We start from the raw sequence: 20279 nt of genomic DNA, 5'->3' as shown, positions 1-20279 counted from the left end.
CATCACAGCTTGCCGCGGATGCCGATCTTGAACGTGCGCCCGTCGTACTTCGCGTAGTCCATCCGCGTGTGCTTGCCGCTGCCGTACTGGCCGTTGGCGTCCTCGAAGTAGTCGTAGTTCAGGGTGTCGGTCAGGTTCAGCGCATCCAGGCGCAGCTCCAGGTTCTCGGACAGCTTGTAGCTGATGGTGCCGTCCAGGTAGCCGCGCGCGGCGCGCCAGCGTATCAGGTCGTCGCCGTTGTTCCGAGGGTTGTCGCCATGCAGCGAGCGGTCCTTGTAGTTGTAGGACAGGCGCATCGCGAGCGGGCCGCGTTCATAGTAGGTGGTGACGCTGTAGGCGTACTTGGGCACCGAGTTGACCTCGATCTCCTTGCCGGCCTTGGTGATCCAGCGCATGCTGTTGAAGGGATCAATGTGGGTATAGCTGGCCAGCGCGCCGAAGCCCTTGAACGGATCGGGCAGGAAGGTGAAGTCCTGCTGGTAGGCCAGCTCGTAGCCTTTGAGCGTCTGTTCGCCGGCGTTGCTGTAGGTGCGCAGCACCATCGGCAGGTTCGGGTCGACCCGGCCGCTCGGGTCCTGGAAGATCGCCCCGAGCGCGGTGTCGGGCAGGCCAAGCGCGCCGAAGGTGGTGTTGGTGGTGGTCGACACCGTGGCGTCGGTCAGCTTCTTCTTGAAGTAGGCCGCCGACAGCAGGCTGCCCGGCTTGAAATACCATTCCAGGCTGGTGTCGAAGTTCTTCGACTGCTGGGGCTTGAGGTTCGGGTTGCCGGCGGTCGCAGTATTGTCGAAGGCGTTCGGGATCACGGTCTGGGCCGCGATGATCGACAGCGAGGCGCGGCTGATGGTCTTGCCCCACGAGGTGCGGAAGATCAGCTCGTCGTTCAGGTCCCAGGCCGCGCTGACGGCCGGCAGCACATTGGTGTACTTGCCCTGTTCGCTGTTCGGCTGGTAGGTGTTGCCGCTGCCGCTGCGCTTGAAGTTGTCGATGTCGAGCTTCGTCTGCGACCAGCGTACGCCGGCGTTCAGGCGCAGCTCGCGCCCCAGCACGTCGCCCTTGAAATCGGACTGGACGAAGCCGGTGCTGACCTTCTCGGCCGCGCCGAAGCTCTGCGCCGGCGTGAACGCTTCGCTCGTGTTGAAGGCGACCGGATCGTAGGTCGAGAACGCATAGTCGCGGGTGAAGGTGCCGAAGCGGCTCGGCCAGCCGGGGCCCATGTCCAGGTCGGGGATCGGCAACACCGAGACCATATTGGCGCGCACGCTGGCGTCGCCCAGGCCGACCATCTTGGCCTTCATGGCGGCGCCGGCATTGCGTTTTTCGACGTCCTTGCTGGTGTCGACGTAGACCAGGCCGGTCTTGAGGCGCCCGGTCCAGCCGCCAAACAGGTCGTAGTCGTAGTCCACCACCAGGCGCGCCTGGCGGCCCTTGTCGCGCTCGCGAGTCCACCCGGTGGTGACGTCGAAGCCGCTGAAATTGGCCGGGTCGGTGTAGTCGATCGGCGAGGACATCGACGGGTAGACGTGGTCGGCGCCATAGTCGATGGTCGTGTCGACGCCGAAGATCTGGCCCGACAGGGTGTCCGAATAGCTGGTGGCCTTGCTGTTGTTGGCGCTCACCTGGCCGGTCACCACCAGCCCCGGGCGTGCTTCCCAGCGGCCGTTGAGCGCCAGGTAGCCGAACTCGGTCTTGTCTTCGCCATAGGTCACGCCGCTGCTGTACGAGGTGTTGCCGAAGGTGCCGGTCAGGAGGTTCGACCCGGGATCGATCTTCACGTCGATCGGCACCAGGCCGTTGTGGCCGTTGGTTCCCGGCGGCGCGTTGCGATTGGTGGTGCGGGTGTTGCGGATCAGGAGGCCGTAATAGAGCTCGTCGCGGCTGTTCTCCAGGCGCGAGTACAGGCCGTCCAGGCTCAGGTTCAGGCCGCCCTGCTTGAACTGCAGGGAGCTCACCAGGCCGTCGCGGCTGCGCCGGTTCTGCGAGCCGTAGTAACGGTAGATGCGCGGCAGCAGCGCGTTGTCGATCTGTTCGCGGGAGTAGCCCGACAGGTTGGCGCGCGGGTCGTCGTAGTCGAGGGCCAGGGCGAAGTTGCCCAGCACGGGATTGCGGCTGCCGTTGGCCGAACTGTTGTAGCCGCCGGTGGCTTCGAAGCCGGAGCGGTTGTTGACCGCCTTCGAGTGGGCCACGCCGGCCAGGAAGCCCCACGGACCCCAGGTGTTCGAATACAGCGCGAAGCCGGTCGGATCGGCTTCCTTGGCGCTGGTGTTGTAGGCGCCCGAGACCGCGTAGCGGATGGTGCGCTTGGGACTGTCGAACGGGCGCGGGGTCTGCAGGTCGACGATGCCGCCCATGCCTCCCTCGGTCAGTTCGGCCAATGGCGACTTGTAGAAGTCGACCCGGCCGAACAGTTCGGACGCGAACACGTCGTAGTTGAAGCCGCGCGCGGCGCTGCCGATGGTGCTGGTGGACGTGGTGTTGACCGGCGCGCCGTTCAGGGTCGTCACCGAATACTCGGTGGGCAGGCCGCGGATCGAGATGCGCTGGCCTTCGCCCGAACTGTCGTCGCGGTTCAGGATCACGCCGGGAACGCGCTGCAGCGATTCGGCCACGTTCGCCTCGGGGAATTTGCCGATGTCCTCGGCGACGATCGAATCGCGCACGCCGATCGCCTGCTGCTTGAGGTTGAGGGCCTTCTGCAGGCTGGAACGAAAGCCCGTGACCACCACGGTGGTGGGCGCGGCCGTGCTGTCGGCCGGTGGTGGTTCCGCGGTGGCGGGGGTGTCCGAGGTGGTGGCGTCGGGCGTGGTGGGCGCCTGCTGTGCCAGCGCGGGTGTCATGTATGCGGCGGCCAAAGCCAGCGGCAGCGCCGCGGCCAAAATCTTCTTCTGCATAGTGTCTCCTGACCGCGAACTTCGAGGTTCGCTTGTAATGTCGGGCCGCCGTGCTCGGCACGTGCGGCTGAAGATGAAGCACCGGTCGCCGACCATCGCTGCTCTTATATGACAACCGTATGGTTACGTTACCATGTGCTTCGTAAATACTCAACAAGGATGGGTTAGCTGCCGTACCTGAAGGATAAGCGCCTGATTTTGCTGAAAAATCTCTGGAATTAGCCGAGCTCGACGTGGTATCGTAACCACAGGTTAGTGTTGAGTTACTGCAAACACTCAACAACATGATCGATTGAAGGAGACCCATGGCCAAAGCCAGCAAATTGAGCGAGGTCGCCCGCCTGGCCGGCGTCGCGCCGATCACCGCCTCGCGCGCGATCCGCGGCACCGGCTATGTGTCGGACGCGGCGCGCGAGCGCATCATGGCGGCCGCGGCCCAGCTGAACTACACGCCGGACATGCTGGCGCGCCGGATGCGCGGCGACAAGAGCAAGCTGATCGGCGTGTTCATGAACAACTACGGCCCCGTGGTGCTGCACGAGCTGGTGCGCGCCATCGGCGAGCAGGCGAGAAAACGCGACTACGACCTGCTGCTGTTCAACGCCGATCGCTTCGACAGCCCGGACCGGATGACCACCTGCGCCACGCTCAGCAAGTTGTGCGACGGCCTGCTGCTGCTGATGCCGACCGCCGACGACCGTTTCCTGGACGTGGTCGAGCGCCAGCAGCTCAATTGCGCGCTGGTGTTCTTCGATGCGCGCCAGCTGGCGCTGCCCACCATCGTGCTGGAAAACCGCATCGGCGCGCGGCGCGCGGTCGAGCACCTGATCGGTCTGGGCCACCGCCGCATCGCCTTCATCGCCGGCACCAAGCGCACCGGCCAGAGCGCCGAGCGCGAACGCGGTTATGCCGAGGCCCTGGCGGCGGCCGGCATCGCCGTCGACGCGGCGCTGGTGGTGGACGGCGCCTTCAACCAGCCCGGGGGCTTTGCCGCCACCCGCCGCCTGCTCGAGCTGGAGGCGCCGCCCACCGCCATTTTCGCCGCCAACGACGAGATGGCCTTCGGCGCCATCGACGCCGTCGCCAGCCGCGGCCTGAAGGTGCCGGCCGACGTCTCGGTGGTCGGCTTCGACGACATCTCGACCGCCAGCCACGTGTTCCCGCGCCTGACCACGATGCACCAGCCCTACGAGGCGCTGGCCGAGCGCGCGGTGCAGGAGGTGGTCGAGATGATCGAAGGCCGCCCGCCCAGTGCCGAGCGCATCGCCTTCGCCACCGAGCTGGTGGTGCGCGACTCGACCGGCCCCGCGCCGACGTAGATCCAGGATGCGGCGCGCCGCCCTCGAGAGCGCAAGCTGGCAGGCCGGCACGCTGCGCTATGGCGCCTGGGGCTTGTGCGTGCTGGTCGGTTGGCTGCTGGTGGGGGCGCTCGGGATCGCGGTGCGCGAGCGCTGGGCCGGCCCGATCGGGCTGGTCGTGCTGCGCAACCACGGCGCCTCGGACACCGCCGTCGCCATGCTGCTGTCGACCGTGCCGGCGCTTATCAGCCTGCTGGTGGTGCCGGCGATCGGGTTGAGGTCGGACCGCAGCCGCAGCCGCTGGGGACGGCGCCGTCCTTACCTGGTAGTCAGCGCGCCGCTGGCCACCGCCGCCATGCTGTGCGTGGCCCTGGCGCCTGCATTCGCGGCCGGCGCGCACGCGCTGCTGGGCGCCTGGTCGCCGGGCCTCTCCGCGCTCGAACTGGGCTTGTTCTGCCTGTTCTGGACCGTGTTCGACGCCGCCGCTATGACCACCATGGCGCTATTCGCCGGACTGGTGGCCGATGTCATTCCGTTCGGGCTGGCCGGTCGCTTCTATGCCGCGGTGCGGGTCGTCGGCCTGGGCGTGGCGATCGGCTTCAACATGACGCTGTTCGCGCTGAGCGAAGCCTGGCTGGCCGAGATCCTGGTGGCCATCGCCCTGATCTTCGGCCTGACGATACCGCTCATGTGCCTGATGGTGCGCGAGGGGCACTACCCGCCGCCGGCGCCTGTCGCGCGTGACGACGCTGCCGCTGCAGCGGCGGGCGGACGGCTGGCGCTGGCGCGCACCCAGCTGCGCCTGTGCTGCGCCCAGCGCCGCTACCTGTGGATCTTCGGCGCCTTCATGCTGGCCGCCGTCACCTTCGTCCCCTTCAATACCTTTTCGCTGCACTATGCGCTCGACCTGGGGCTGTCGAAGGCGGAACTGGGCGAGCTGACCGCGCTGGCCTATGCGGTGTCGATCGCCAGCGCCTTCGTCATCGGCTGGCTGGTCGACCGGCGCGGCGCGGTGCGCGTGGCCGCCGCCATGATGGCGCTGTACTTCGCGATCGCGCTGGGCGGCTGGCTGCTGGTCGACGGCGCGGCCAGTTTCCGCCCGTTCTACGTGGCCCACGTGATCTGCTCGGGCGCCTATTTCACCGCCGCGGCGGCGATGCCGCTGGCGCTGTTCCCGCGCGAGGAGTTCGTGCGCTACAACGCGAGCAAGGACATCCTGGTCGCCTTCGCCAACATCCTGGTGGCCAGCTGCATCGGGCCTTTGCTCGACCACTCGGGCCACGATTACCGCCTGACCCTGGGCAGCGCCGCGCTGTTCTCGCTGCTGGCGCTGGCCTGCCTCGGGCGGGTGCTGACGGCGCATACGGCGCCGGCAGGCGCACCGCTGCAGGAACCAACATCGGCGGGCTGACTCACGCGCCCAAGCGATCACGCGCGCCCGGTCCATGCCGCTGCAGCAGCTGCGCGCACAGCGCCCCGATATCCTGCTCACCGTTGGCGCCCATGGTGGCGCGCGCCGCCTCGTTCAGCGCGCAGTCGACGATGTGGTCGCCCAACGCGCGGTAGCTCTCGAACTGGGCTTCGTCGAACCACTGGTCGGCGATGCTTTCGTGCGGATAGTCGGGATGGAGCTTGCGGTAGTTGAGCAGGTCGGCGTTCTCGGTGCCGACGATGGCCGGCTTGACGTACAGGAGCACGCCGTCGGCTGCGCCGCGGTCGGCCAGGCTGTAGCGGATGCTGCCGGCCGCACAGCTGGCGCCGCACATGCCCTTGTCGCCGTCGGCCGCCAGGCGCGAGACATCGAGGTCGATGCGCACGTGCAGGTCGGTGGCGCAGCGCCGGATCGCATTGCCCAGGTCTTCGAACGCAAGATAACGATCGCTGCCGACGTCGACCGCGATCACCAGCCGGCAGCGGCGCCGCACCAGCTCGTAGATGCCGAGGTTGTCGAAGTGGCCGCCGTCGGTCAGGTGGACGTAGGCCGCGTCGGCATCGAGCTGGCCGAATAGCTCCGACAAGAGGCTGAACAGGCCGATCGGCGGCGAGGCGCTGGTCCAGGCGCGGCGCGCGGGATTCGGGCACCAGCGCCCCAGGCGCACGTTGAACATCGTCATCAGGAAGTTCAGCGGCGGCGACGAGTGCGCGCCCATATTCGGGCTGGCGGCGGCGCCGGACAAGGCCACCGCCATCCCGAGCCGCACGCCGGCGTCGTCGTCCAGGCCGACGCCGGAGCGCGAAGCATACTGCTCGGTCGGCCGGTAGCAGCCCGCTGGCGCGCCCGCGCTGCCGGGCACCGCGCTGGCTTGCTCATAACCGCACCAGCGCGGCGTGAAGGCGAACGAGGCGGTGCGCCGCGTCTGCCAGGCCAGCTCGGCGCCGCTGACCAGGTTCAGCGCGGTGTTCACGATCGGGTAAGGCCGCCCGTAGCGCAGCTCGGCCAGCAGCATGTCGTCGTTGGGGTCGAAGCCGGTGAAGGGATGCGGCTGGCGCGTGCGGTTGCCGGCGCCGAACCAGGCCCGCACCACCCGGTTGCGGTACAGCATATACAGCGAGAACTTGTTGATGTCGACCCGCCAGCCGAGCAGCAGGGCCGCGCCCAGGAAGGCGCCGAAGGCCAGCAGCAGGGTCGCGCCGTCCGTGGCCAGGGTGGCGTCGGCATGGGCGCGCAGCACGCACGTCAGCTCGGACTTGGGACAGGCGACCTTCGGCAGCGCCACCGTGGCCTGCACCAGGCTGCTCAAGAGGGCGAAGATCCCGACCGTGAACACATAGGGCGCCAGCCGCGCGACCAGTTCGAGCTTCGGGTCCGGGGCGCCTCGCGCGCCGGTCGACATGCTGCTGCCGGCCTTGAGTCCGAAGGCGGTCATCGCCAGCCAGCCGAGCAGGGTGCCCAGGTTCGACCACGGCTCGTAGGTCAGCCAGGCCCAGTGCAACAAGGGAGGAATGTAAAAGCAGGTGGCGTACACGGTCAACCACAGGAGGGCGAAGATCGCGGTCCAGGCGCCTTGCCGGCTCCACCATTCGCGGCTGGCGTCGCTGTACAGGCGGCCGACCAGGCCGATCATCAGGGTCATGGTGGCGGCGAACAGCACCATCATGAGCGGCATGCCGAAGGTGGCGAGCGCGATCGCGTCGTTCAGCACGCGCTGGCCGGCGGGATCGGGCAGCACCGCCATCCCGCCCAGCAGCAGCAGGGTGCCGAGGGTGAGCGCGCCCATCGCGCACAGGAAGTGCGACAGGCCTTCGCCCAGTTCGGCGCGGGTGAGGTCGCGCAGCGGCGGGTCGGCGTGCAGCCGCGTGTAGATGGCCAGCCAGCCGGCCAGCACCAGCAGCAGGCCGACCGCCGCGCACAGCAGCAGCGACAAGCGGGCGGCGTCGACCCGCAGCAGCGCCAGGATCCCGGGGGCGAAGGCGCGGCCGGCTTCCAGCAGCACCAGCAGCACGCTGGCGGCGCCGGCGGCGCACACTGTATAGCCGGTGCGGCGGTAGGGACTGGAGCGATCGTGGGCCAGGTACCAGCCGCAGGCCCAGACGATGAAATACACCAGGCCCGGGGCCAGCAGCCAGTGCCAGCGGCCTTCGAGCTGGCTTGGGAAGAAGGTCGACGGCGCCGCCCCGCCGTGGCGCCATAGCCCCAGGCTGCCGAGGAAGCCCGCCAGCAGCAGGGGCAGGTTGATGCACCACAGGACCGCGCCCTGCGACAGCGGAAAGCGGCGCATCCCGCGCGAGCTTTCCGGCTTGCTCGAGATCGACAGCGCGATGCAGAACACGGCGAACAGGAACAGCAGCACGCCGACGATCCAGGCGATGTCGGCCAGGTGCATCCATGGCCCGCCCGGTGCGACCACGCGGTGCACGGCCCAGACGGCAAAGCGCGGCAGCAGCAACAGGGCGCACATCCAGGCCACCAGCATGGCCAGGTTCAGGCCCGTGTTGCGCACATAGGTGCCGACCAGGGTCCAGGTGTCGGCGCTGAACATGCCGCCCTGCGGCGACAGGTAGTTGCTGTACTGGCGCAGGAAGCGCAGCTCGGGCGCCTCCCCGTTGCCGGCCTGCGGCGCCAGCATGGCTTCCACCTTGCCGATGTCGCCGCCGTTGGCATGCAGGCATTTCGACAACCAGCCGCCGACAAAGCCGCCGCCGGACACGGTGGACAGGTAGTCGATGTGGCGCAGCAGGCCGCAGCGCGCCAGCGCCTGCAGGGCGCCCAGGCTGAAGGTGGCGCTGCGCACGCCGCCGCCGGACAGGGCCAGGCCGACCAGCATGCCGCCGTGGGCGCGCTGCAACAGGCGCTCGCGCTCGGGCGGCAGGGCGGCGTCGAGCGCGGCGCCGCGCGCGTCTGTCGCCTCTGGGCGCAGCATGTCGAGTTCGTCGCGCAGCACTTCGCCGAACAGATGGCCGGCGGCTGTGTCGAGGCAGCGCAGCAGGTCGCCGTCGATCTTGTCCGACGGCGCCAGGCCGTGGCGCTTGCGCAGCAGGGAGAAGGCGTCCCGTAGTTCGGCCACGGTGCGCGCGCCGGGTGGCGGATCGCAGCCGGCGGCGGCGAGCTTGCGCCGCAGGTCGTCGACCTGCGACGGCGTCAGGTGGGTCAGGTCGCTCGGCAGCATGGCTCCTCCGGCTGGACGGGGAAGCGGCCGGGCCGGGCAGGCCGGGCCGCCGTGTCAGTTCAGCACGGTTTGGAGGCGAGCGCCACCGTTTGGATCAAGCGTCAGGCCTTGTCGGTCTTGCCGCGCGTGCTGCGCCGGCCCGGGGCCGGAGTGCCGTTGGCGTTCTGGGCGTTGGTGGATTGGCCTGCGGCGGATGGCTTGGCGGAAGCAGCGGCGCCGGCTGCGGGGTTGTCGCCACCGCCGTCGGGCGGCGAGCCGCCGGCCTTGTCGGGATTGGCGTTGTCTGGCGGCATGGCGCTGGCCACGGCCTGGCGGAACTGGTCCTGCAATAGATTCCACCAGGCGACGGCGGCCGGCATGGCCGCGGCCGATGCCTCGGTGCCTGGTGGCGGAGCCGGGGTGTCGGGCGCGGCCGCGGATGGCGCCGGCGGTGGCGCGGCGCTGTCCGCGGGCCTGGCGGCGGCTGGCGCGGCGGCCTGCGCCGCCTGGGTGAAGAATTGCGCGAACGGCGCGATGGCGGCGTCGCTGGCGGCGCCGGTCTGGCTCATGGCCTGGGCCATGCTGTCGCCCATCGCCTTGAGCGTGGCCAGGGTGCCGCGCTGAATCTCCAACGCCTGGATCGAGCCGCGCAGCATGCCCAGGTTGAGGTTGAGCCAGGACTCGACCGCCTTCAGGTCGGCGATCTTCTTGTCCAGGTCTTCCACCGACAGGCCGGCGCCCGGCATGGGCATGCCGCCCATCCCGGGCATGGCGCCGGGGATGTTCATGCCGCCCCACAGGTTCTTGACGAATTCGAGCGTGTCGGTCATTCCAGGCATGGGCTGATTCAGCATGAGCGGTCTCCGTTGTTTGTGCGGCAAGCGTAGCAGATTACGTCTTTGCAGGCCATGCAGCGAATGGGACCGGGCAGAGTTTGCGCTGGCACCAAGGCTGGCTCGACTATCGAGAATATTGTCTATTGAGCAAATATCGTCTTTACGTTACGATGGAAAAGTTGCGCTGCACAAAATTGCCTTTTGGTAATCAACTTTCCGTGGTGAATCCGATGCTCATCGATGGCCGGCAGTTAGCACCAGACACGACACTCCAGGCCGACATCTGCATCGTCGGCACCGGCATGGGGGCGATTTCCGCCGCCCATCCCCTGGTGCGCGCCGGCCGCGACGTGCTGTTCATCGAAACCGGGCCGATCACGGCGTCGCGCCGCGATGCGCCTTCGGTGCGCATCGAAAGCGTCGGCCGCCCTTTCGGCATCTCGACCAGCCGCGGGCTCGAAGTGGGCGGCGGCACCGCGTTCTGGCATGGCGTGTGCGCGCCGCTCGACGACGAGGATTTTCTCGAGCGCCCCTGGATTCCCCACAGCGGCTGGGCCATCACGCGCGGCGATCTCGATCCCTGGTATGCGGTGGCGCTGGACTTCCTGTGCGGCGGCCAGGACATGCCGCAGGAATCGGCCGCCCACCACGGCGGCATGGCGCTGGGCATGGCCAATATGCTCGCTTCCAAGGCTTACCGCTACCGGTCGCCGCCGTTCAGGGGCAAGCCGGTCTTGCGCGAATGGTGCCGCAACGGCATGGCGCGCTGCGTGTACAACAGCACCGCACTGCAGCTGCGGCAACGGCATGGACGTACACACGCCCTTGTCGTGGGCAGCGGCGCGCAGCGCTTCGAAGTCAGGGCGAACCGCTTCGTGATCGCGGCGGGCGCGCTCGAGACGCCGCGCCTCTTGCTCAATTCGCTCGGCCAGGATGGCATGGCGCAGCAGCCGTCCTGGTGGCTCGGGCGCAATCTGATCGACCATCCCGCCGGCTACCTGTCGCAAGTCACGTTCCGCCAGCCGCTGGCCGGCAAGCCGAAAGCGCGCGCCAGGGCAAGCAAGGAAGACATCCAGGTCTTCCCGGGGCTCATGCTCAGCAGCGAATTCCAGCAGGCGCACCGCCTGCCCAACCATGCCATGTTCATCCGCAAGGGCATCAACCGGCGTCCGGTGCCGAACAAGGCGGTGATGTCCTTTCTCGGCGTGCGCGGGCCGCGCGACATCGGCCTGTCGCATGTGGCCTCGCTGGTGCGCCATCCCTACATCCTGTGGCGCATCGCGCACCAGAAGCTGCCGCTGGGACTGCGCTCGCACCACGGCGACCTGTTCTTCATGACGGAACAACTGCCGAACCCGGACAGCCAGGTCAGCCTCTCCGAGCACGGGCGCGACCGCTACGGCATGCCGATCGCGCGCGTGCACTGGCAGCTCTCCAGGCAGGACATCGAGATGTTTACGCAGTATCACGAGCTGCTGATGGCCGGCTTTCGCGGGCATGGCGAGGTAAGCGGTTGCCGGGCCGACCCGATGACGGGCTGGCGCGATACCTGTGCCTCGGCCGCCCACCACCTCGGCACGGCGCGCATGGCGAGGACGCCGCAACACGGTGTCGTCGACCCCAACCTGAAGGTATTCGGCTTCGAGAACGTGTGGGTGAGCGACGGTTCGGTGTTCCCGACCGCCGGCAGCGTCAATCCATCGCTGACCATCTGCGCGCTGGGCCACCGTCTTGGCAGCCATTTGACAGCATTGAGTTAAATCCTCGGCGCCGCTAGCCTGCGACCAGGGCGTCCCAGCTGCGCATGGCCACCTGGACCGCCGCCTCCAGTTCGGCGCGGCTGGCGCCGTCGCGCGCGTGGAGCGACATCCCGTTCTGGACAATGTGCACGAAGCGGGCGAGGGCGTCCAGGTCGACCGAGGCCGGAATCTCGCCGTTCGCGGCGCCCTGCTCGAGGCGGTTCCTGACGACCGCCCGCGGCGAGGCGCGCGCAGTGCGCGTCTGTTCGCACAATTCCGGGTGGCCCGCGGCGCCGATCACCGACAGGGTCGCCATGCAGCCGAGCGGAACGTCCTCGATGCCGCCGGTCAGGAAGGCGGCGGAATCCATCAGCCATGCCTGGACCGCGTCGCGCGCGGTCGCCGCATCGAGGAAGTTCTTCCAGCCCCAGGCATAGGTGGCGCCGTAATGGTTCAGGGCTTCGACAAACAAAGCCTCCTTGGAGCCGAAGGCCGCGTACAGGCTTGGCGAGGCGATGCCCATCGCGGCGGTGAGGTCGGTGAGCGAAGTGGCCTCATATCCCTTTTGCCAGAACAGGCGCATCGCCTTCGATAAGGCGGCTTCGCGGTCGAAGGCGCGTGGCCGGCCGCGGGCGCGCGTCGCCGGCGCTGGGGCAGCCGCTTCGTCGTGGAGAGGGTGGTCGGGCGTTTGCATCGCGCACAGTATATGTCCGGCTGCGGGTCGGGACAACGCCGCACGTCGTTTAACAATATATGTGTCGATCACTAAAAAATCAATTGACAGCACGCCGCCGGGCCATCTACTATTTCTGTATCGATCAACACATAAAGGAAATGTCATGAGCAGCTTGCAAGGAAAACGCGCCATCGTCACCGGCGCATCGCGCGGCATCGGCGCCGCGATCGCCCTCGAACTGGCGGAACAGGGCGCCGACGTGGCGATCACCTACGAGCGTTCGGCCGAGCGGGCCCAGGAAGTCGTGCGCACCATCGAAGGCCGCGGCCGCAAGGCGGTCGCGATCCAGGCCGACAGCGCCGACCCGGCCGCGATCAGGCGCGCCGTCGACGAAGCGGCGCGGGCGCTGGGTGGCCTGGACATCCTGGTCAATAACGCCGCCATCGCCCGCTATGCGCCGATCGCCGACATCGCCGTGGACGATATCGACGCCCTGCTGGACGTGAACGTGCGCGGTCCGATCCTGGCGGCGCAGGCGGCCATCCCGCACCTGGGCCAGGGCGGTCGCATCGTCAATATCGGCTCAGCCGGCGCCGACCGCATCGTCGGCGAGGGGGCCACCGTGTATTTCCTGACCAAGGCCGCGCTCAAGACCTTCACCAGCGGCCTGGCGCGCGAACTGGGCGCGCGCGACATCACCGTCAACCTGGTGCAGCCGGGTTCGACCGACACCGAGATGAACCCGGCCAATGGCGACTTCGCCGAATTCCAGAAGTCGCTGATCCCGCTGGGACGCTTCGGCGAGCCGCGCGACGTGGCGGCGGCAGTGGCCTTCCTGGCCAGTCCGGCGGCGCGCCAGATCACCGGCGCCGTGCTCACCGTCGACGGCGGGGCGATCACCTGACCTTAAGAACCTATCCCGGTAGGTTCTAAGAAAGGAAGATCCAGGCGCCGTGCAGCGCGGGCCTTGCTCGCGCTACACTAGCGGATATGCAATCCGCACCACTCTTACTTCCGCGTCGCCGCCGGCTGCTGCCGGTCGCCCTGGTCGTATTGCTGCACTGGATCGTGCTGAGCGTGCTGCTCGACGTTAACCTGGAGTTGCCGCGCCAGGGCCAGGGCGAAGGCGGGGCGGCGACGATCCTGGCGCAAGTCTTGCCGGCCGCCGCGCCGCCGGCACCGCCACCGCCCGCGCCCTTGCCGGTGCCGGATGCGGCGCCGCTGCCCTTGCCCGTGATTCTGCCGGTCGAACTTGGCATGCCGGCCCAGGCGGGCAGCTTCACCGTCGGGATGGAACCCGGCGCGGTCGATGGCGTCGCCGGGGGAAGCGGCGGGGAGCCCGCTTCCCCCGTGCCGGCGCCGCCACCCGCTGCACCGGCGCCAACGCCAGCCCCGGAAGCGCCGGCGCCCGCCGAGCCGGCCGCCCCCGTCGTTCACGAGATGCGCCGCTACAAGGTCGACATGCCGCCCCCGGCCTCGATCACGCTGGACGTCGCCCGTACCGACAAGGACGGCGCCGAATGGTCGGGCGAGGCCTTGTTGGCCTGGCAACTGAACGACGATACCTACAAGATCCAGGTCGAGGCCGGCATTCGGGTGGTATTTACGCGGGTCAACCTGGTGGTCTTGCACAGCGAGGGCGCGGTGGCCGCCGCCGGCTTCGCGCCGATCAAGATGACGGAAAAGCGGCGCGGCCGTTCGCTCACGGCCACCCATTTCAACTGGGGCGAGAACAAAGTGACTTTTTCGGCGTCGCAGGCGGCCTATCCGCTGGTGCCCGGCGCCCAGGACAAGGCCAGCGTCCCGCTGCAGCTGTCGGCGATCGCGCGCGGCGATCCCAAGCAACTGAGCGGCGATATCGACATCTTTGTCGGCGAAGACCGCGACGCCGCCGTTTACCGGTTCAATGTGGTGGGGCAGGAAGAGATCGACACCAGGCTCGGCAAGCTGCAAACCTGGCACCTGACGCGCCCGCCGCAGCCCGGCTCCTACAAGTCGACACTCGACATCTGGCTGGCCCCGCAACACGGCTGGTACCCAGTGCGGATTCGCAATACTGAGGCCAATGGAGCAGTAACCACGCAAACAGTGAATAATATCGTCTTGAACCATTCAGGATTTTGATATGCTTCTAGACAACATTCGAAAAGCCGGCGTCGCATGCACGCTGGCACTCGCCCTGGGCAGCACCGCCGCCCAGTCCGCAAATCCATCGGCTGCGGCGCATCCATCCATCAAGCGCGCCTTCGAATTGCCGCCATCGGCCGACCTGCAGTATGACCTGAGCGCACGCCAGCGCGGCCTGTCGCTCAAGGGCGACGCCACCGTCGCCTGGCGCGCCGGCGACGGCAAATATGACCTGCAGGTCGAGTCGCGTGTGGCCATCCTCGGCACCCTGCTCGACAACCGCAGCCAGGGCGCCATCGACGAGTTTGGTCTGGCCCCGGCGGAATTTTCCGAAAAGCGGATGCGCAAGGATCCGACCTCGATCACCTTCGACCGTGGCGAAAAAGTCATGAGTTTCTCGGAAGGCGACAAGACCTACCCGCTCAAGGGCGGCGAACAGGACCGTGTGTCGATCACCTGGCAATTGGCGGCCGTCGCGCGCGCCGCCGGCGACAAGTTCAAGCCGGGTTCGGAATGGCCGTTCTTCGTGGCCGGCCGCAGCAGCGCCGAGGCCTGGACCTTCAAGGTGGTCAAGCGCGAGAAGGTCAAGACGGGGCTGGGCCAGGTCGATGCCGTGCTGGTCAGCCGCGAAGCGCTGCCGGGCAGCCGCGACCAGAGCATCGAGGTGTGGCTGGCGCCGGAACACGAATGGTATCCGGTCAAGATCCGCTTCACGGAAGGCGACAAGGAAACCATCGAACAAACGCTGAAGAGTATTGCTAAACCATAAGTCACATCTGTGTCTTTCCCGCAATTGCCGGCCCCCGGTCGGGGCCGGCAATCATCAATCGCCCAGTCCAGCCTGTTATACTGACGCCCCCGCGAAGCCGGTCGGGCCTGTAAGTACGTGCATGACAATATTGTCAATATTGTCAGCGCAGGCCCGTCTCGACCGCGCACGAGAGACTGGTAACAACGATGATCGATCCCCTTGCCGGCGCGGCCCTCGCTGCCGACTCCCCGGCCATAGCGCCGGAACTTGATCCGCTGCAAGCACACTTCCAGGAAGGCGTCGCTCCCGACGAAATCGAGCAGGTCTTCCACCTCAAGCGTGCCCAGCCGATGCTGTCGGCCTTCACGGCCCTGTTCCACGGCACCCAGGATGGCGTGCTGGTGCGCCTGCTCGTCTTGCGCGAACTGGCCGGCGACACCGCCAGCTCGGCGTTTTCGCGCGCCGACATCAACCAGAAGCTGGCCTATCTGATTCCGGAGAGCCTGGAGACGGTGCTCAACCGCCTGCGCGGCCACGGCCTGCTGGCCTGGGACGCCCCGGCCGCGGTGTACCGCATCACGCCGCTGGCGCGCAACGTCCTGTCCGCGCTCGAGACCCTGCTGGCGCTGGGTAAGCCAGAAGACGACGACGCCGAGATGGGCTTCCTGCTGTCGCAGGTGGCCGGCGCCCAGGCGGTCGGCGGCGTGACCGTCGACCAGCTGAAGCATTTGCTGGGCCGCCTGATCGAGCTGACCGAGGAATTCCGCGACGCGATCGCCTCCGGCTCAGAATTTCGCCTGCGCACCTCGCAGGCCAAGTGGCATATGGCCTGCGACTGGGTGGAGAAGGGCTCCGTCATCCTGCGCGCCATCACCTCGGACGAGCGGGCCGATTCCGCTACGCACCGAGCGGCCCAGGCCATCGGCCGGGCCCAGAGCGCGCTGCTCAATATGCAGGGCATGTTCTCTCGCGCGCTGAACCAGATCGAGCGCCAGCGCGTGCACCTGGGCCAGTCCGGCCTGTCGACCACCGACGTCAAGCGCTGGCTGCTGGCCCATGAAGACCTGGCCAGCCTGGCATCAAGCGCGATCGACCGCCCGGTGACGCCGCTGTTCGGTACCCCGGCCGAGATGATCGACGTGGCCGAGACCGAGCTCTTGGCCGAACGCGTGATCTCGACCGGCCCGAAAGGCCTGCCGAGCGGCCAGGACGCGCCGCTGACGATCAACGACAACCCGGCCATGATGGTCGAGCTGAACGACTGGATCAACAAGCTGGCCGACTTCGCCAACCTGGGCAACTTCCCCGAATTCTCGGAAGTCGGCCCGCGCCGGGTGCAGCTGCATGAATCGCTGCTGCCGGCCAGCTTCGCGCTGGCGTCCTACCGCGCCTCGCTGCTGCCGCTCTTGGGCGACGCGTCCGAGGCCAGCCTGCAGGGCGCGACCGCCGACCTGGCGCGCCTGCCGCTCTCCTTCGAGGCCCAGGACCAGTTGATCGAACTCGACGACCCCGAAGTGGCGGCCATGTCGATCGCGACCCTCTCCATCAATCCAGATCTCCCTTCGGACGGCACGCCCACATGAATGACGATGCACAAATCCTGATCGCGCGCCTGCTGACGCACCAGACCCTGCGCCGCGACGACAAGATGGTCAAGCGCGCGCTGTCGGACGACCAGTTCCGCGCCGAAGTCGACAAGCGCCTGCTCGAATCCGGCCTCAAACTGCTCGACAACGTGTATGCCGACCACGTGACCGTGGCCCTGCACCGCAACGTCGAGCCGAAGATCTTCGGCGCCAAGGACATCTGGCAGAACAATAACTTCGGCCTGACCCGCGACGGCGTGGCCTTGCTGGTGGTGTTGTGGGCCCAGATCATCCTGCCCAAGCGCGAGCGCCAGGAAACCCACACCACGGTGGACGACGACCAGAACGATATGTTCGAGAAGGACACGCCGATCCCGCGCGCCGAAGACGCGTCGATCGGCATCTCGTACACCGCGCTGCTGTCGGACTTCGGCGATAAACTCGGCAAGAAGACCCGCATGGACATGAACCTGGGCGTGCTGTCCAAGCTGGGCTTCATCGAACGGCGCGGCGACGTGATCCTGGAAGGCCCGCTGCTGGACCTGATGATGGACACCGACGTGCTCAAGGAGCGCATCATCAACGGCGCGCTGTCCGAAGTCTTCAAGCGCGCGCCGCTGGCCGCCGCTCCGCGCAAGGTGGCCGTCGACGCGGAAGCCGCCAACGATGCGGTCGCGGTCGAGTCTACCGATGCGGCCGACGATGCAACCGATACCCCGAACTGAGATAGCCGATGTTCCACATTAAATCACTCGAACTGGTCCACTGGGATTACTGGCAGCGGATCAAGAACATCCCGCTGGACGCCAAGATCATCACGATCGCCGGCCAGAACGGCTCGGGCAAGACCACGCTGCTCGACGCGATGCGCACTCTGTTCGGCCTCGATTGCTCGATGGGCCGCACGTATAAACACTATGCGCGCCACTCGGGCCAGCAAAGCGCCTGGCTGCGCGCCGTGGTCGACAACAAGCCGGTCGGACGCCAGCTGTCGAACCGGCCGTTCCGTCATTCGGGCTTCTTCTCGGACGACGAGGTGACCCTGTTCTGCCAGGTGCAGAAGAATGGCGGCGACTGGAAGCGCCAGTACCTGATGCGACCCGGTAACGTCGAGATCGAGGAAGTGACCGAAGCCACCGACTGGCTGGGCGTCGAGAATTACCGCAAGCGCCTGGCCTCGGCCGGCCTGTCGCCGGCGATGTCGAAGGTGCTCGCGCTGGAGCAGGGCGAGACCGATAAACTGTGCGAATATGCGCCGCGCCAGTTGCTGGACCTGGTGTTCCAGGTCTTCGGCGACAAGGAAGTGCTGGACGCCTACGACGAAGCCAAGCGCCACCAGCGCGACACCGAGGTCGAGCTGAAACGGTTCGAGACCGAACTCGAGACCTCGCGCACCAACCTCGAGGGGCTGCGCCTGCGCGTGGCCAACCACCACCAGTGGTCCGACCTGAACAAGGAAAAGCGCGAGCTGCACGAAGAAGTGCTGCCGGCGCTGCAGTACCACGAGGCGCGCGAAAAGGCCGCCAGCAACAGCCGTATGCTGCGCGAGGCGAAGAAGCCGCTGGTGCAGGCCGACGGCCAACTGGCCGAGAAGCGCAGCCAGCTGGCGGCGCAGCAGCGCGCGCTCACCGACGCGCAGAAGCAGGAAACCGAACTCGAGCTTGAAGCCGGCGAACTGGCCAAGCGCCTGTCCGAGGTGAACACGCGCCTGAAGCCACTGGAAAGCCTGCTCGAGCAGCGCGACCGGTTGCAAAAGCTGTCGGCGGATGCCGGCGCAGACATCGCCGAAGTGGCCAAGCAGCTCGAGGAGAAAGAAGCCGAGCTGGCGCGCCAGAAGAGCGCGCGCGAGGGGGTAGCGAGCAAGATCGCGGGCGAGATGGCGACCATCTCCGCGCTGCAGGGCAAGACCTCGATGCCGGAGCCGGAAGCGCAGCGCCTGATGCGCCGCGCGCTGCGCGACGAGGGCATCGCCCACGCCATGCTGTCGGACATCGTCGAGGTGACCGATCCGAAGTGGCAGGGCGCGGTTGAGGGCGTGCTGGGCGGCTATGCCTCGGTGGTGCTGCTGGAGAATGCGAAAGATGCGCCGGCGGCCTACCGCCTGGCCGAGAAGGAGCGCTATCGCCACTTCATCGTGCCCGATTGCGTCAACGCGCCGGTGGTGAAGGACGACAGCCTGCTGTCGGTGGTGCGTTTCTCGGGCAAGGCGCCGGGCTGGCTGATCGACCAGCTGGAACGCATCGAGCGCGTCGACTCGGTCGACGAAGGCTTCAAGAGCCGTTCGGACGAATGGATCACGCCGGACGCCTACCACCGCGAACGCCGCGGCGGCCGCTCGCTGTTCGTCGAGGCCTCGCGTTACCGCTTCGGCGCGGCGGGCAAGACCCAGCGCCTGGAAGCAATCCAGAAGCTGATGCCGGCGCTGGAAAAGCGCGAAGACGAGCTGACCCTCGCGATCTCGAAGCTGGCCGCCGAAGTGGGCGGCCTGAAGGCGCGCATCGCCGGCGTCGACGCCGCCAAGGAATTGTCGGCGCGCCAGGAGGAATTCGAGGAAGCTGTGCGCGCGCTCACTCCGCTCAAGGCCGAGCGCCTGGAAGTCGGCGCGCGCCTGGGCGAGCTGCAGACCCTGAGCAAGAACGCGACGGTGAACCGCACCCGCGCCGACACCGTATGGCAGAACGCCCGCATGGCGCTGTCGGAAGCCGAAGCCGGCATGCGCCTGAACCATCGCCGCCAGATCGAGCAGCGCAGCGAGCACGCCAAGGCGCTGCTGGAGATGCGCCGCGGCTGGCGCGCGGTGCCGGGCGCCTGGAAGAACCCCAGCTGGCGCGGCGATCTGGTGGCCAAGCACCAGAACGCGCACCAGGTCAACCTGCGCCTCGGTTCGCTCGAGCATTCGCTGGCGCGCGAGGACTGGGAACTGGATCCGACCGTGATCGACCAGTATGCGCGCCTGCACGAGCAGCTGGAAAGCCGCCAGAGCGAGACCGAAGAGCGCCGCTACCAGAACAACCGCGCGATCGAGGCCACCGGCAATGCGCGCGGGGCGTATATCGAGCGCCTGCGCTACACGATCAAGACCTATACCAAGAACATCCGCGAACTGGGTTCGCTGGCCGGCATCGACGTCCAGGCCGACCCGGTGCGGCTGGAGAACGACGATGTGCAGCTGTCCCAGGCCGGCCTGCACGTGCGCTTCAAGTTCGACGGCAAGGACCAGATCGGGATGAACGACGGCGAAGCCTCGGGCGGCCAGCAGGTGATGAAGTCGCTGGTGCTGCTGATCGGCCTGTTGAAATCGGAAGAAGGTTCGGGCGGCTTCGTGTTCATCGACGAACCGTTCGCCCACCTGGACATTCGCAACATCCAGCTGGTCGGCGAGTTCCTGAAGAACACCGACGCCCAGTACCTGATGACGACGCCGCTGACGCACAACACCGACGTCTACGATCCTTCGGAACTCACGCTCATCACGAGCAAGAAGAAGAAGGACATGCAGTGGGCGCAGCCGATCTTCGTGCTGCAGCGAAGGAAGGACGAGGCGAAGGCCGCGTAATGAAAAAGGGATCCGTGGTGGATCCCTTTTTCGTCATTAAGCGCGTTCGTGGTGGGCTACGGACTTGGGTTCCCGCCTTCGCGGGAAGGACGTGCTTATGTACGTGTCCAAAATAGCCGCGTATCCCGCCCGCCACGCAAAACAACGTCGTTCCCGCGCAGTGAACTGCCACAAGAAAGTCGGACAGCTATTGTCCACTTTCGAGGGGTAGATGGTTAAACGCACGAAGCAGTTCA

At 67.3% G+C, this 20279-nt stretch carries 13 protein-coding genes; 9 read left to right on the top strand and 4 right to left on the bottom strand.

Annotation, left to right across the window (positions count from 1 at the left end):
• Window positions 1-2: 2 nt before the first annotated feature.
• Window positions 3-2888 carry a TonB-dependent receptor gene (locus tag AC3A6F_RS23115; RefSeq protein ID WP_487685568.1) on the bottom strand — a complete coding sequence of 962 codons (2886 nt, stop codon included), beginning with the start codon at window positions 2886-2888 and terminating at the stop codon, window positions 3-5.
• A 305-nt stretch (window positions 2889-3193) separates the two neighbouring features.
• Here AC3A6F_RS23115 and AC3A6F_RS23110 point away from each other — a divergent pair, with 305 nt between their 5' ends.
• The gene (locus AC3A6F_RS23110; RefSeq protein WP_487685565.1) at window positions 3194-4207 is read left to right on the top strand and encodes a LacI family DNA-binding transcriptional regulator; all 1014 of its coding nucleotides are present in this window, start codon (window positions 3194-3196) and stop codon (window positions 4205-4207) included.
• A 7-nt stretch (window positions 4208-4214) separates the two neighbouring features.
• Complete coding sequence (locus AC3A6F_RS23105; RefSeq protein ID WP_487685562.1) at window positions 4215-5597, top strand: MFS transporter; 1383 nt, start codon at window positions 4215-4217, stop codon at window positions 5595-5597.
• A gap of 1 nt (window position 5598) precedes the next feature.
• Here the strand turns inward: AC3A6F_RS23105 and AC3A6F_RS23100 are convergent, their stop codons facing one another.
• Window positions 5599-8793, bottom strand: a complete 3195-nt coding sequence (locus AC3A6F_RS23100; protein WP_487685559.1) for a patatin-like phospholipase family protein — start codon at window positions 8791-8793, stop codon at window positions 5599-5601.
• A gap of 101 nt (window positions 8794-8894) precedes the next feature.
• Entirely contained in the window at window positions 8895-9626 is a 732-nt protein-coding gene (locus AC3A6F_RS23095; protein ID WP_487685556.1) for a PhaM family polyhydroxyalkanoate granule multifunctional regulatory protein, read from the bottom strand.
• 212 nt (window positions 9627-9838) lie between these two features.
• Between AC3A6F_RS23095 and AC3A6F_RS23090 the strand changes: the two genes are divergently transcribed.
• Entirely contained in the window at window positions 9839-11368 is a 1530-nt protein-coding gene (locus AC3A6F_RS23090) for a GMC oxidoreductase (protein WP_487685553.1), read from the top strand.
• Window positions 11369-11381: 13 nt separating this feature from the next.
• Here AC3A6F_RS23090 and AC3A6F_RS23085 read toward each other — a convergent pair whose 3' ends face one another.
• The gene (locus AC3A6F_RS23085; RefSeq protein WP_487685550.1) at window positions 11382-12041 is read right to left on the bottom strand and encodes a TetR/AcrR family transcriptional regulator; all 660 of its coding nucleotides are present in this window, start codon (window positions 12039-12041) and stop codon (window positions 11382-11384) included.
• A 145-nt stretch (window positions 12042-12186) separates the two neighbouring features.
• Between AC3A6F_RS23085 and AC3A6F_RS23080 the strand changes: the two genes are divergently transcribed.
• The 6 genes from AC3A6F_RS23080 (at window position 12187) to AC3A6F_RS23055 (ending at window position 20043) form a co-directional block, all read left to right on the top strand.
• On the top strand, window positions 12187-12927 hold the full coding sequence (locus AC3A6F_RS23080; RefSeq protein WP_320475256.1) for an SDR family NAD(P)-dependent oxidoreductase: 741 nt from the start codon (window positions 12187-12189) through the stop codon (window positions 12925-12927).
• A gap of 86 nt (window positions 12928-13013) precedes the next feature.
• Window positions 13014-14147 carry a DUF3108 domain-containing protein gene (locus tag AC3A6F_RS23075; protein ID WP_487685546.1) on the top strand — a complete coding sequence of 378 codons (1134 nt, stop codon included), beginning with the start codon at window positions 13014-13016 and terminating at the stop codon, window positions 14145-14147.
• Window position 14148: 1 nt separating this feature from the next.
• Window positions 14149-14919 (top strand): DUF3108 domain-containing protein, encoded by a 771-nt coding sequence (locus AC3A6F_RS23070; protein WP_487685543.1) that lies wholly within the window; start codon window positions 14149-14151, stop codon window positions 14917-14919.
• Window positions 14920-15107: 188 nt separating this feature from the next.
• A complete protein-coding gene (locus AC3A6F_RS23065) occupies window positions 15108-16484 on the top strand; it encodes a hypothetical protein (RefSeq protein ID WP_487685540.1) in 1377 nt (458 codons plus the stop codon).
• Window positions 16481-17212: a hypothetical protein gene (locus tag AC3A6F_RS23060; protein WP_487685537.1), complete on the top strand. Its 732-nt coding sequence runs from the start codon at window positions 16481-16483 to the stop codon at window positions 17210-17212. The genes AC3A6F_RS23065 and AC3A6F_RS23060 overlap by 4 nt, the downstream gene beginning before the upstream one ends.
• An 8-nt stretch (window positions 17213-17220) precedes the next feature.
• Entirely contained in the window at window positions 17221-20043 is a 2823-nt protein-coding gene (locus AC3A6F_RS23055) for an ATP-binding protein (RefSeq protein WP_487685534.1), read from the top strand.
• Window positions 20044-20279: the final 236 nt, after the last annotated feature.

The sequence above is a fragment of the Massilia sp. Soil_C_3 genome, assembly GCF_057657035.1.
Note: the sequence above shows the minus strand (reverse complement) of the source record. Positions and strands in the feature narration are given on the sequence as shown.

Coding starts and splice junctions, on each gene's coding strand:
- AC3A6F_RS23115 (WP_487685568.1), bottom strand. CDS start 2,888: ATGCAGAAGAAGATTTTGGCCGCGGCGCTGCCGCTGGCTTTGGCCGCC.
- AC3A6F_RS23110 (WP_487685565.1), top strand. CDS start 3,194: ATGGCCAAAGCCAGCAAATTGAGCGAGGTCGCCCGCCTGGCCGGCGTC.
- AC3A6F_RS23105 (WP_487685562.1), top strand. CDS start 4,215: ATGCGGCGCGCCGCCCTCGAGAGCGCAAGCTGGCAGGCCGGCACGCTG.
- AC3A6F_RS23100 (WP_487685559.1), bottom strand. CDS start 8,793: ATGCTGCCGAGCGACCTGACCCACCTGACGCCGTCGCAGGTCGACGAC.
- AC3A6F_RS23095 (WP_487685556.1), bottom strand. CDS start 9,626: ATGCTGAATCAGCCCATGCCTGGAATGACCGACACGCTCGAATTCGTC.
- AC3A6F_RS23090 (WP_487685553.1), top strand. CDS start 9,839: ATGCTCATCGATGGCCGGCAGTTAGCACCAGACACGACACTCCAGGCC.
- AC3A6F_RS23085 (WP_487685550.1), bottom strand. CDS start 12,041: ATGCAAACGCCCGACCACCCTCTCCACGACGAAGCGGCTGCCCCAGCG.
- AC3A6F_RS23080 (WP_320475256.1), top strand. CDS start 12,187: ATGAGCAGCTTGCAAGGAAAACGCGCCATCGTCACCGGCGCATCGCGC.
- AC3A6F_RS23075 (WP_487685546.1), top strand. CDS start 13,014: ATGCAATCCGCACCACTCTTACTTCCGCGTCGCCGCCGGCTGCTGCCG.
- AC3A6F_RS23070 (WP_487685543.1), top strand. CDS start 14,149: ATGCTTCTAGACAACATTCGAAAAGCCGGCGTCGCATGCACGCTGGCA.
- AC3A6F_RS23065 (WP_487685540.1), top strand. CDS start 15,108: ATGATCGATCCCCTTGCCGGCGCGGCCCTCGCTGCCGACTCCCCGGCC.
- AC3A6F_RS23060 (WP_487685537.1), top strand. CDS start 16,481: ATGAATGACGATGCACAAATCCTGATCGCGCGCCTGCTGACGCACCAG.
- AC3A6F_RS23055 (WP_487685534.1), top strand. CDS start 17,221: ATGTTCCACATTAAATCACTCGAACTGGTCCACTGGGATTACTGGCAG.